Consider the following 13,516-nt stretch of genomic DNA (forward strand, 5'->3'; position numbering starts at 1 on the left):
GTATCGAGAACCGTTGTTTACTAAATAGCTTCTCGATACATTTTGACTTATTACGTTGCTGTTTTCTACCACAATCCTACAAGTCAAAATCCCGAAGTCTCGGGACGAAGTGACGTTGCTTGAAGATGCATACAGTCTGCTCAGCGTTTTTAGATTCAAAATCCTGTTTTAATTTTGATTAGCATGCGGCACATGATTTCAGTTCGCTTTTTATAAAAAACGTGTTATGTTTTTTTGAGATTGAATAATGCCGATATTGATACGGTTATTCCCTGAAAAGTGCACTTGTTTATTTAGGATGGTATTTTCACAAGAAAATGATTTTATTTGAGGTCATTATTACTGTAAAACTTAAAAACGTATGAAAAAATTTTTATTTATCATTGTGTTGTTCATGGGATTGTCGAGCTATGCGCAAGTAGGGGTTGGAACTTCTAATCCGGATACATCAGCTCAACTCGATGTGGTTTCGACAAATAAAGGAATTTTGATTCCTCGAATGAAATTAACGGGAACCTCGGATGTTAGTACTATAGCCAACCCAAAAGAAAGTTTGTTAATTTATAACACGGCAACTGCTGGAGATGTTGTTCCAGGATTTTATTACTGGAATTCGCTTAAGTGGGTTACTTTAGCAGGAGGTCTTTCAGGGAATGTTGCAATAAGTAGTGGAGGAACAGGGGCGACTACTGCTCCGGCTGCTTTGGCTAGCTTAGGAGCGCAGTCAATCGCTAATATTACTACAGTATTAGGAACTACCTTGGATCATTATCCTTCAGAAAGTGCGGTGACAACGTACGTCGATACCGAAGCCACTAGAGCTGCTACTGTTGAGTCGGGATTGCAAAATCAGATTTTTTCCGAAGTAAGTAGAGCTACTACTGCCGAATCGGGATTGCAAACTGCAGTTGGTTTAAAAGCATCAACGGCTAATGTAACTGCTGCGGTAGCTACTGAAACTACAAGAGCCACTGCTGCCGAAGTTGCATTGCAAGCGAACATAGATACTGAAGCAACAACGGCTAGAGCAGCAGAATTATTAAATTCTACAGCAATAACTAATGAAGCAACCACAGCTAGAGCAGCAGAATTATCAAATTCTACAGCAATAACTACTGAAGCAGCTACAGCTAGAGCAGCAGAATTATCAAATTCTACAGCAATAACTAATGAAGCAACCACAGCTAGAGCAGCAGAATTATCAAATTCTACAGCAATAACTACGGAAGCAACCACATCTAGAGCAGCAGAATTATTAAATTCTACAGCAATAACTACGGAAGCTGCTACAGCTAGAGCAGCAGAATTATTAAATTCTACAGCAATAACTAATGAAGCAGCTACAGCTAGAGCAGCAGAATTATTAAATTCTACAGCAATAACTACTGAAGCAGCTACAGCTAGAGCAGCAGAATTATTAGACTACAGCTAGAGCAGCAGAATTATTAAATTCTACAGCAATAACTACTGAAGCAGCTACAGCTAGAGCAGCAGAATTATTAAATTCTACAGCAATAACTACTGAAGCAGCTACAGCTAGAGCAGCAGAATTATCAAAAGAAGATAAAATTAACAAGACTATTGTTATTGACGCTACTGCTAATGATACAAAATATCCTAGTGCATTAGCTGTAAAAACGTATGTTAATGCTGTTCCTTCTTTTTATAATGCTGATGGTACTTTAACTGGAGCAAGAACAGTAACGCAGAATAATAATAACTTAACCTTTACTACAGGGACTGCACAACTAGTTATTGATGGTGCTTTGAAATTGAATGCGGCTGTTATACATAATTTTGTAACGACTACAGCTAATGCATATACTATTCCTGATAATGCAAATACGGTTTTATATAATGGTGTAGGGGCCTCTATTTTAACTTTGCCGACACCTTCTGCTGCAAATACGGGTATGGAAATTAAAATCATTAATGCCTCTGCTTCCGCAATTAATTGTACTGGATCTATTAGTGCTGCTTTTGTTCTTAATATTCAAGGAGGTACAGTTTGTCATGCTTTTTGTGATGGTACTTCATGGTTATTATATCAAAGTTCATTATAATAATTAAATTACCTAAAGGATGATACAGAAAATTTTTATAGTTATGTGTTGTTTGTTGTTGGTTCAAATTGGTTTTAGTCAAATAAAGATAAATACTAATATTGGTACTACAACTATGAATACGAACTCTGCTTTTTTGGATGCTTCTAGTTCACCTAGTTGGAATAATATTACTAATACTAATTTAGCTAAGGGGTTAGTTTTTCCAAGAGTCGATTTGACAACTATGGCGAATATGGCTCAGGCGGGAACTACGGGGCCTACTAATAATCCAAATCGTTTTGATGGGATGTTAGTGTATAATACCGCCACAGGAACATCAGGTATTGGATTAGTTGCGGTAAAACCCGGGTTTTATTATTACAGCAATAAATCAGTTACTCTAAACGGGGGGACCTGGCTTGCAGTTGTGTCTAAGGATGCTGCTGTGGCTACAAGTGTGGTAACTAAAACGGCCTCTTATGTAATTGTCGATAGCGACTCTACGGTATTGTGTAATGCTACTGGGGGTGGGTTTACGGTGTCATTACCTGATGCTGCCATTAATTCCGGGAAAACCTTTATAATTAGTAAAACAGATACCAGTGATAATGCACTAACGTTCTCTCCCTCCCTAAAATTTGCCGAGGGAGTTCTAGTCAGTGTTTTAAATTATACAAAAACACTAAAAGTGCAAAGCGATGGCACTAGTTGGGTTGTTGTCAATTAAGTAACAATTCGTAAAATAAATGGAATATTCTTAAATAACAATTAATAAATAACACATTATGAACAACAAGTACACAAAAGCATTAGCGATTTTATTATTCGCAGCTGCAGGAATTACAACGGCATCAGCACAAGTTTCTCAAAAGATAGGAGCAAACCCTTTTGCTCTTACAAAAAGTGCCGCTCTGGAGATCGAGAGTACTACAAAAGGTTTTTTGCCTCCTCGTATGACACCAGCACAACGTGATCTTATTGCTACCCCGGCAACGGGATTAACGATTTATAATATCACTGATAATTTATTGCAAGTGAATACAGGAACAACAGCGTTACCAGTGTGGAGTGCCGCTACAGTTACTGCAACTACACTTCTGGCAAAAGTTCTTGATTATACCGTACTTGGTACTGATGCTACCGTTTTGTTTGATGTTTCTGCTGCATCAGCAGGGCTAACCGTAACATTACCGGATGTTCTTGCTAACAAAGGTAAAATTTTCACCATCATTAAAATAGATGCATCAGAAAATAAATTAAAATTTGTCCCAGCATTAGTTTTTAATATAGAATATCCTGCGGTTAGTGAATTGAACTATGCTAAGGCGGTTAGAATTCAAAGTGACGGTTCAAAATGGAATGTTATTAATTAATATTTTTCATTTATGAAATTAAGGTTAACTGGGTTTATCCCAAAAACTAACTAACAATTTGAATCAAGGGTTGCGTTTATACTTTTTTTGGGGGGTAAGTCACGGTCCTCATCCGTTTTTAAAGCGGGTGGGGTCTATTCCTCAAGAATAGCGGTATTTTATTTTAACCCTCTATAAACATTAATAAAGAATACCATTCTGACTATAAAACACTTAAAATCAGCTACTAATTAATCAAATCAATGGAGTACACCATTTTTTTTAACATTAATTTTCACCCAAAAATTACAGTAAGAATTTTGAATGATTATTTGTCTATCAGGGTTCAAAGTGACAGAACAAACAGGAATGTTGATGATTACTTTTTAGGGCATTAATGCTAGTGGGTTATTTATTTATTTTAATAGCCTTTATGTATTATGCTTAGAATGGGTTTATAGTCTCTTAATGCAGCATACAATAATTTATTTGCCATAACGGTATAGAATGCAAACAACAACAACAAAAGGAGCAATTAATGTGATTTCTCCAATTGTACAATGCTATATTAATTTTAAAAATTAATAGATCATTAAAATTTTACCCCAGCCCTCAATGTAATAAATTGGTAATTAAGTAATTGTTGAATAACATTCTCGGTTGCTTAATTTTAATTTTTAATCTCTATATTATTATGTATTCAAAAATAACAAAAATAGGTTTATTTTTTCTTTTCATTTGTTGCTGCATAAACAACGCATCGGCGCAAACGGTTCAGAAAATTGGAGGTACTCCTTTTAACGTAACCAAAAGTGCCGTCTTCGAACTAGAAAGTACAACCAAAGGATTTTTACCACCCCGAATGACGACCCTTCAGCGTAATGGTATTATAACTCCAGCTGTAGGATTGACTATTTTTAATATTGATACTATTGCATTAGAGATAAATACAGGAACGACACTACAACCGGTATGGAGTTCAGTGAAAGGCTATTTGCCTTTGGCAGGAGGAACGATGACGGGAGCTGTAGGTGTTAATGGGGCAACATTGACTTTAAATACGGATACTGCTGTTGACAATACAAATACCACTACCATAGGAGGTGGGCTTGGCACAGGAACTATCACCCTTGGAGGTACAGCAACTCAAGCGATAAATATTGGTACTGGAGCCACTGGTACAAGTGTAAAAACAGTTACTATAGGGAGTACAAATGATGCTAGTGCTACGACTATTCAGTCGGGTACAGGGGCAATTAGTTTGGGATTTTCCACTAAACCACAAAAAGTCTATATAGCTACGGGAAATAGTACATCTGATATTTTCATTGGAAATGGTATAGGTGTCTCTAAGACCTATATTGCTACAAATGATACTAACGAAAACACAGTTATATTAGGAGGGGCTAATTCAAGAATCAGTGTAGGAAACGGCTCGTCAAGTTCTAGTGCTGCCTTAGAGGTAAATTCAATTACCAAAGGTTTCTTGCCACCCCGATTGACTGATGTTCAGCGAACAACACTTAATGGTACATCACCAGCGACAGGATTGACTATTTTTAATACAACTAATAATGCATTAGAGGTAAATACAGGAACTCCAGCTGTTCCGGCATGGACCGGTTTATCTAATTCGTATTTGCCTTTGGCAGGAGGAACGATGACGGGTACACTTGGTATCAGCGGAACAGCATTAAATTTAAATAATAATGCTTCTACAAATGCTACTAGTATAGGAGGTGGTAATACCACAGGAGCTATAACCCTTGGAGGTACAGGAACACAAATTATAAATATTGGTACTGGAACAGGGACAAAAACAGTTTCTTTAGGGAGTGATGCCAGTACGAGTGCCACAACGATCAAGTCCGGTTCAGCAGCATTAACGTTAACACCAGCCGCAGACCTAGCAGGAACAATAGTTATAGGGAATGCAGCAGGACTGGGACCTATCACTTTAGGATCGTCTACTGCAGCTCAAACTACTAATATAGGAACTGGAACGGGTGTATCTACGGTTAATGTTGGTACAGGAGGTACGGGTGCAAACTTAGTTACTTTAGGGAGCACTACTTCACAAGTTAGTATAGGTGGAATTTCATCAAGTACTACAGCGGCCTTAGATATAAATTCGACTACAAAAGGTTTCTTGCCACCCCGATTGACTGATGTTCAGAGAACAACACTTGATGGTACATCACCAGCGACAGGATTGACTATTTTTAATACAACTAATAATGCATTAGAGGTAAATACAGGAACTCCAGCTGTTCCGGCATGGAAATCAGCTACTAGTAATCCGTCTATAAGAATTCAAACGCTTAGTACTCCTCAACTTACATCAGCAGATTCGACTGTTTTGTTTGATACTACAAGTGCTAGCTTGACTGCAACTTTGCCAACTGTTACTACTGCATTAACCGGAAAGATATTTTTTATACGTAAAAATGATAATTCAACAAATACGTTGACTATTTCACCAGCATTAAAATTATCGGGAGTTACAACAACTGTTGTTTTAAATTATGCCAAAACTATCAAAGTGCAATGTGATGGTACTAATTGGATAATCATTGATTAATTTTTAGATATTAGAAGCAAAACTTAAGTGGGCAGGGAAGGCCTTCGAGTACAAAAAATAAGTTTACTCTTTGGGTTACTACAGCAGGAAAAATATAAAGTCTCTAGGTTCCGGTACACAAAGTGTATCGACTAGAGGAGTCTTACGGTTTTTGAGGGGCAATTGCTTGTAAGAATTTATTCGCTTTATTTTCCTGTTCGTGGTGGCCATCAACCGAGAGAGACGCTGTTTAAAATAAAACAACATTGTAATTGTAAAGAAAGAAACTGGATACTGGTACCACCGGATAGCGATTACATATAGTATGAATAAAAAAAGTAGGGTATAAATAGAGTAACTGATATTGATTATGTATAACAAACAATTAAAAAAAATTGTGTTGCTTCTTTTGATAGGAAGTTTCGCTGGAACGGTCTCTGCTCAGACTGCGTTAAAGCTGGGAAAGAATCCCTATCTGATCAATGCCAAAGCAGCACTTGAGGTAGAGAGTATTACCAAGGGTTTTTTGCCACCGCGCATGACTAAGGAAAAACGCGATGCGATTACCGCTCCACCTGCCGGATTACAATTGTGGTGTACGAATTGTAAAGATGCTGCACGTCCTGTAGTAGGTCAGCTTTGTGTTTATACAGGTACAAGTTGGATTGCGCTACCCACGATAACAATTCCTATTGTGACTACAATAGGTGTTGTTAAATCTAATGGAAATACTACTGCTACCATTACTGGTAAATTAGTAGACACATTTGGTAATAGTTCGCTTGAATCTGGGGTTGTATATAGAGTGTACACTTCAGATACTGATTTGCCAACTCTTGTAGCGGCTACAGGAGCAGCTACTGCACCTAATATAAAAATTATTTATCCAGGAGTGTTACCAGATATATCAGTAATAGTAAATGGCTTAAATGCCTCAACGATTTATTATTGGAGAACTTTTGTAAGGACTGCTGATGGTATTGGGTATGGTGATGCTAAGATGTTATAGCTTGCATACCTAATTTTGGTATAAATAATCCGTTGGATACAAGGAATAAAAATTTCGATTCATCGCGTAAATAAAAAATGAAACCACATAGAAACATAGAAAAAAGTGTTGGAGGGATATCCCAATTTTTGGTTTCACAGCGCTGTTGTTTTCTTGAAGTAGCGTCAAATGTCTTTCGAAATAAATGAAATCTATGGCTCTATGTGGTTAAAAAAGGAAACAAATTAAAGTACAACCAACGGGTTATATAAATTAATCAATAGAGTAACTGATACGGATTATGTATAATAAACAATTTAAAAAAATTGCATTGCTTCTTATAATAGGAAGTTTTGCAGGCACCGCCGTTGCGCAGGCACCAACTGATGTTCAGACTTTGCTAAAGCTGGGAAATAATCCCTATACAATTAATGACTATGCAGCGCTTGATGTAGAGAGTACTACCAAGGGGTTTTTGCCACCGCGTATGACTCGGTTACAACGTAATAATATTGTATCCCCAGTTGCGGGCTTACAGATCTGGTGTACCGATTGTAATGGTGCATCAGGATTACCCTATATCTATACGGGGACTGCTTGGGCTACTATTGCTTCAAGTGTCGCGACGAGTACGCTGACTACCGGAAAAAAATCAGACTCGAATTTTCCTACAATTTCTGATTGGAATGTTGTTACAATTAATGGTGTTTTGGTTCAACCTTCTCAGGCTTTGCCCACTGAAACTGGTTTTGTCTGGAAAGAGATTGTAAATGATGACTTTACTAGCTTACCTTATCTAGATGCTACTGGTACCGCTTCTGTCCCTGTTTATAAAAAAACCTCTACTACAACGCCAGTGACTACGGCAGGTAGTGCATTTACATCAGGAAACATTACTTTAACAACTCTATCATCCTGGATGAGCCCCTTTTATTTTAATACCTATGCAAAGACACCTTTAGGTATTGACTATGGGAATCCAATAGTTTTGAGCAATTGGCCAACTGCACCTCCTAATCCAACAGTTACGTTTGAGAACGGCAGCTCTTTGATGCCTGTATTTGATGGAATGCTTACTATAAATGCAGGAACGCCTTTAGGTAAAGTAAAAGAGTATGGTTATATATGCAGTACAAATTCTGGTGAATCACCAACAACAGCAACGGCAGATACAAAAGGGGTGCTTTCTACACCTACTTCTCTTACTAATTTGGAAACCTATCTTTCAAGTGATACTTTTACAGCAAACTATAAGATAACACTTCCTACAACTAAATTTTTTGTTCCTGCTGTGGGTACTTACTATTTTAAATATTATATAATTGTTACAGTAGCAAACGTAGATCGAGTTGTGTATAGTGCTACCCCATATTCCTGGTACGCTGCTGCAGATCCTGTTACGGGCGGTAGTGCAGTAGCAACCTATGTTTCTGTAGGGGCTTTGACGCCAGCGCTTAACTTAGGTGTGCCTGCGTCTGCTGATTGTAGTTTTCCGGTTGTTTTTAATGTTAAAAAGACAGGGAGTTATTTAGGTTTTCAGTTTTATAATGCCACAAAAAGTGGTGCTACAACAGGTTTGAGTACTAGCAATGGTCCTAGTGGTACTTTTGAAGCTCCTCTTGGAAATAAAACTATTAATTTTAAGGTGATCGGTACTCCAAAAACCTCGTTGGTAGGAAATACTTTTGGTAGTATTGATAGGTTACCAGCAGCAGTGATTTTTGATACAGGCAAAATGCCTGAGGCTAAGGCCGTTTGTGATGGAACATCACCAACACCAATTGTTGAAGTTACTGGGCCCTCAGGAAGAATTTGGATGGACAGGAATTTAGGAGCCACTGCTGCTGCTGAGGCTTTTGGCGATATTAGGGGTTTTGGGTGTTTGTTTCAGTGGGGTCGAGGCAATGATGGTCATGCCAATGTTACTTGGGGTGGAACAGGGGTTCTTACTAATGGCACCACTACAACATTATCCCCTACACTTACTCCGGGGCATAATAAATTCATAACTCCTTTAAGTAGTCCTTATGACTGGATGGCAACGAAGACTGATTTTCCTTTGAATTATATTAACAATCCATGCCCTTCAGGATTTAGATTACCTAGTAGCAATGAAGCTATTACCGATTTTGGTAACTTCAGTTCTGGGGATTCCAACAACGGTTATGTAAAGCTTAAGCTTGTTGCTTCATCTAATGTGGATTATAATGGTAATTCTACTGGGGGATATGAACAGCAGTCGCAATATTATACTTTAGATTGGGGAGGGGATCCGTATGGTATAAAAATACTTTTATATAATGGGTATAAAAATAATGGTGCTGAGTGGCGCGCTACTGGACTTCCAGTGCGCTGTATCAAAAATACGGGTTTTTTACCAACAGTTTCCACAGGAAAAAGATCAGATCCTACGAATGCACCTGTTTATGTATCTGAAAGCAAGGCGACTATAAAAGGAACTTTGCTTACTCTTCCGGGTAGCGATAGTGATGTCAATATAAGAGAAAGTGGAATTATCTGGAGAGAGATTACAAATGACTTTACTGCATATCCTGTGCTGCCAGCTAGAGGGCTTGTTGCTCTCCCGGTTTATAAGAGTGCTACTTCGTCTACAGTGAGTACGGTTAATGGATCAATAGAGGTAACGACACCATCTACTTATAACGGTATTCCTTATGTTTTAAACGCTAATCCTTATTATTACAGAGCCTATGTAATTAGTTTGAATGGTAATGTTGGTTATGGAGATCCGGTAATTTTTAATGTTGCACCTCCTAAATTTACAATCCCAACGGTTACCCCAGGAACTACAAAACCTACATTGGCAGGAACACTAACCGTTAATGCGGGTACAGCTCAAAATGTAGTAACGGAGTATGGTTATTGTGTAAGTACAACAAATCTGCCAACAAATAAGGTGCTGCTTTCTACAGCTGCTACTATTACTGGTCTTAATAGTTCACTTTCGGCAGAAACCTTTACGGCTAATCCCGTTATAAATCTGCCTGTAAGCAGTTATACCGTTACGCCTAATGTTACCAATTATTTTAGGTATTATGTTGTTGCAAGGGGAGTTACTACTTACAGTGATACTGTTTCCTTTATCCCAACGGGGTTATGATACAGTTGTACAAGGTGTAGTCATTGTTTACTATACTACAAATTATAGTTTAGATTTTCCCTTAGCAGGATTTATTTACTGCTAAGGGATTTTTTTTATTGCAGCGTGATGATTGCTGAATCAGTGGACTAAAAATTTCCCCGCATATTTCGCAGATGGAGCTGATTTGTGTTTGTAAAAAAAGGGTTCTGTAGGCCATGGATTATTTTAAGTTTTAGGACCGTAAGCTAAGCGGACTAACGATTAAATACTCGTACACGGATGACACTGATTTATATATAAAAAATCCGTTTTTAATCCGTTTAAATCCATGTCCTCCATGTACCATTTTCAACATTGGTACAAGTAACGGATTGTCAGAGTAAGTTTTAAAAGAATCGGTAAAAATTGGTGTAATTGCTTCGCCTGTTCGTTCGGGTCGTGGCTAACATTTTTTAAATAATTGGTCAAGAATTCGAAATAGTAGTAAGGACTATAAAATCACTGAATCTGAGCTCTAAATAGCTTCTCGATACATTTTGACTTAAGAAATTTGGTCTTTCTAACACAATCCTGCAAGTCAAAACACTCGAAGAGACGTTGCTTGAAGAGCGTTATGAGCTAATAATATTTTTTACTTGATGTCTCCTTGTTGTGGACACGCAAAGTATTTTTGCACTGTCGTTGCGTTGAGATCCGTTTTGGGGAATGGCGATGCACTGTAATCTATAATTTCGTATCAGTTATCCGTTGTAACAGACCAGTTGTTTATTTACAATTCTAGTTGGTTTGGTTTAGGTTATTTTTGTTTTTAAATCAGCATTTTAATGTTGCTATGTTTTTTTTTTAATAAACCACACATAATTTTATAAAAAAATCGAATGTGCTAAAAATCCGAATCGAAAATGAATTGGACCCAACACGTAAATAAATAAATCCAGTAACTAATACGGAACATGTATAATAAACAATTAAAAAAAATAGCATTACTTCTTATAATAGGAAGTTTTGCAGTAACGAGTTCTGCGCAGGAGGGGCTTGTGACCTTGTTAAAGATTGGGGAAAATCCTTATACAATCAATGATAAAGCGGCGCTTGAAGTAGAGAGTACTACCAAGGGTTTTCTGCTCCCTCGCATGACTAAACAACAACGTGATGCTATTGCTACTACTCCGCCTGTAGGTTTGCAGGTATGGTGTTTGGATTGTGATGGTACTACAGTGCCTGCATCGGGGCAGCTATGTGTTTATATGGGTACCTACTGGGCTCCTATTAAATTAGTTGTTCCATCCTGTAGTCTCACTACCGGAAATATATCAAGCGCGAGTAACTCTCCTGCCCCTGTAAGGGTGTCTGCTACTTCTGCCACAATCAGTGGGAAATTGGAAGAAGTGTCTAGTAATTTACCAACAGAAACAGGAATTGTTTGGAAAGAAATTATAGGAACCGACTTTGCTTCGTTGCCCTTTCTGGATGCTCTGGGTGCCGCTACTGTTCCTGTTTACAAAACTCAGGGTTCGACTGTGACTACGGTTGCTACTGTATTTTCAGTAAATATACCTACATTAACCTCTACAACATCAAATAAAAGTCCTTATTATTTTAGAACCTATGCCAAGACTGCCGCAGGCATTGAATATGGTAATCCCATAGTTTTTAGTTGTGATGCATATCCTGTTATGTCAGATCCAGTAGTTACTAGAGGAACGACTGCAAATCCTACGTTTGCAGGTACACTTACTGTTAATGCAGGTACACCTCAATCTTCAATAACCGAATATGGCTATTATAGCGGTGGAACTAGTTCACCAATAACAAATAAGGTGGTGCTTGGTTTTGGAACCTCTTTTGCGGCACTTAATGCGGATGCCTTTACGGCTAATCCTAAATTGAATATTGCTGTAAATAATTATGTTAATTCTGGTGGTGGTACTGTTTTTTTTAGGTTTTATGCTGTTGTATCCGGAACTCCTGTATATAGCAGTACTGTTAGTATTGCTCTAGAAGCTAATGCAATTTGTGATGGAACAGCTTCAACTTTTTTTTTACCTGTTACTTCTCCCACAACAGCTAAGATTTGGATGGACAGGAATTTAGGAGCTAGCCGTGTTGCAACTGCTATCAACGATAATTACGCTTATGGGTGTTTGTATCAATGGGGTAGAGGTAATGATGGTCATGCCAGTATTGCCTGGACTTCTAGTACCGCAGGAACTGCTAGTGCAACTACAACTACAGTGGCAACAACAGACACTCCTGGAAATGCCTCTTTTATACTTTCAAGTGACGACTGGGTTTCTCCTTTAAATAATAATTTATGGCAAGGGATTAGCGGGGTTAATAATCCCTGTCCTTCAGAGTATAGAATTCCTACTTCCGCAGAGTTTACCGCTGAGACTGCTATTACGAATAGTACAACAGCTTATAGTTCTGTCTTTAAGCTCCCGGCTCCAGGAGGACGCATGAGTTCTAGTGGGTCGCTATATAATACAAGTTCTAATGGAATTTATAGGACTAGTACCAGTACTGCGAGCACTTCGGGTGGTGGTATTACGGCATATTTTCTAAATATTGCTTCAGGTTCTGCTGTTCTTCAAGCTAATGGTGGGCGTGCTTATGGATATTCTGTTCGTTGTATTAAAAACTAAAGCTTTTATTTTCTGTTCTTGGGGCAGAAAGTTTTAACCCGTATTGTGAAAAAAAAGGGGGTTTAAGACCATAAAAAAAGTCAAATCAAGTTTGTAATGGGTATAAACCTATTGGTATAGATTTTCCCTTAGCATGATTTTTTTCCTGCTAAGGGATTTTTTTATTGTAGCGTGATGATTGCTGAATCAGCGGGCTAAAAATTTTCCCGCAGATTTTGCAGATCCAGTAGAATGGTGATAGTAAATAATTATGTATCGAATTTACTAGTCTCGTAAATCTGCAATCAAATGGATTAAGTCAAAACCTAGTGAATCTCTGCCTTTAATGGCTTCTCGACACATTTTTACTTATTACATTTCTGCTTTCAAACATATTCCTGCAAGTCAAAACACTCGAAGCGACGAATTCCTGACTTAATGACATTATCCCATTTTTGCGATACGGTACAGAAGTGTCACCCTGAGGGAACTCGAAGGCTTTTACGGTGAACGTACCTTTGTACACTTAACAAGACTATTTAGATTCCCCCCACTGGCTTCAGTACGAATATTGCCTGTAATTTGCGGCAAATAAAGGGGCTCTTGAGGTCTTTCAGTCAGATCGCTAAAATGATGAGTTTTAATTGCATCGTGGGAGGTAGGATTGTGACAGGGCTGACTCAGTTATCATAAAACGTAATCTCTGGTGATTACTGTAATTTAAAATACCGCATCAGTTATTCTATATAACCTATCAGTTGTTTATTTTATAATTCTAGTTGGTCTGGTTTAGGTTTATTTTTGTCTTAGAAATCATCAATTTTTTTGTTTTAATGTTTTTTAC

Annotated in this window: 9 protein-coding genes; 8 read left to right on the top strand and 1 reads right to left on the bottom strand. The window is 37.9% G+C overall.

From position 1 onward, the window contains the following. Positions 1-361 precede the first annotated feature (361 nt). Positions 362-1,432: a hypothetical protein gene (locus tag EKM01_RS05040; RefSeq protein WP_126767188.1), complete on the top strand. Its 1,071-nt coding sequence runs from the start codon at positions 362-364 to the stop codon at positions 1,430-1,432. Here EKM01_RS05040 and EKM01_RS14535 read toward each other — a convergent pair. After that, the gene (locus tag EKM01_RS14535) at positions 1,418-1,576 is read right to left on the bottom strand and encodes a hypothetical protein (RefSeq protein ID WP_158616088.1); all 159 of its coding nucleotides are present in this window, start codon (positions 1,574-1,576) and stop codon (positions 1,418-1,420) included. The genes EKM01_RS05040 and EKM01_RS14535 overlap by 15 nt on opposite strands. Before the next feature lie 196 nt (positions 1,577-1,772). On the opposite strand from EKM01_RS14535, the gene EKM01_RS05045 reads away from it, so the two are divergent. From EKM01_RS05045 to EKM01_RS05075, 7 genes are all read left to right on the top strand, one after another. Further along, on the top strand, positions 1,773-2,063 hold the full coding sequence (locus tag EKM01_RS05045) for a hypothetical protein (RefSeq protein WP_126553187.1): 291 nt from the start codon (positions 1,773-1,775) through the stop codon (positions 2,061-2,063). A gap of 19 nt (positions 2,064-2,082) precedes the next feature. Continuing rightward, positions 2,083-2,772, top strand: coding sequence for a hypothetical protein (locus EKM01_RS05050; RefSeq protein ID WP_126742046.1), 690 nt, complete (start codon positions 2,083-2,085; stop codon positions 2,770-2,772). Between the two features lie 58 nt (positions 2,773-2,830). After that, a complete protein-coding gene (locus EKM01_RS05055) occupies positions 2,831-3,418 on the top strand; it encodes a hypothetical protein (protein WP_126553191.1) in 588 nt (195 codons plus the stop codon). Between the two features lie 673 nt (positions 3,419-4,091). Further along, a complete protein-coding gene (locus EKM01_RS05060; protein WP_126767192.1) occupies positions 4,092-5,978 on the top strand; it encodes a hypothetical protein in 1,887 nt (628 codons plus the stop codon). Positions 5,979-6,327: 349 nt separating this feature from the next. Continuing rightward, a complete protein-coding gene (locus EKM01_RS05065; protein ID WP_126553195.1) occupies positions 6,328-6,966 on the top strand; it encodes a hypothetical protein in 639 nt (212 codons plus the stop codon). A gap of 310 nt (positions 6,967-7,276) precedes the next feature. Further along, positions 7,277-10,066 carry a hypothetical protein gene (locus EKM01_RS05070; protein ID WP_126767195.1) on the top strand — a complete coding sequence of 930 codons (2,790 nt, stop codon included), beginning with the start codon at positions 7,277-7,279 and terminating at the stop codon, positions 10,064-10,066. 935 nt (positions 10,067-11,001) lie between these two features. Next, entirely contained in the window at positions 11,002-12,693 is a 1,692-nt protein-coding gene (locus EKM01_RS05075) for an FISUMP domain-containing protein (RefSeq protein WP_126742050.1), read from the top strand. Positions 12,694-13,516: the final 823 nt, after the last annotated feature.

The organism is Flavobacterium sp. RSP46, assembly GCF_003984825.1.
Lineage (GTDB): Bacteria > Bacteroidota > Bacteroidia > Flavobacteriales > Flavobacteriaceae > Flavobacterium.

Excerpts from the sequence above, each read along its gene's own strand:
- EKM01_RS05040 (WP_126767188.1), top strand. The coding sequence starts at position 362 with ATGAAAAAATTTTTATTTATCATTGTGTTGTTCATGGGATTGTCGAGC.
- EKM01_RS05050 (WP_126742046.1), top strand. The coding sequence starts at position 2,083 with ATGATACAGAAAATTTTTATAGTTATGTGTTGTTTGTTGTTGGTTCAA.
- EKM01_RS05055 (WP_126553191.1), top strand. The coding sequence starts at position 2,831 with ATGAACAACAAGTACACAAAAGCATTAGCGATTTTATTATTCGCAGCT.
- EKM01_RS05060 (WP_126767192.1), top strand. The coding sequence starts at position 4,092 with ATGTATTCAAAAATAACAAAAATAGGTTTATTTTTTCTTTTCATTTGT.
- EKM01_RS05065 (WP_126553195.1), top strand. The coding sequence starts at position 6,328 with ATGTATAACAAACAATTAAAAAAAATTGTGTTGCTTCTTTTGATAGGA.
- EKM01_RS05075 (WP_126742050.1), top strand. The coding sequence starts at position 11,002 with ATGTATAATAAACAATTAAAAAAAATAGCATTACTTCTTATAATAGGA.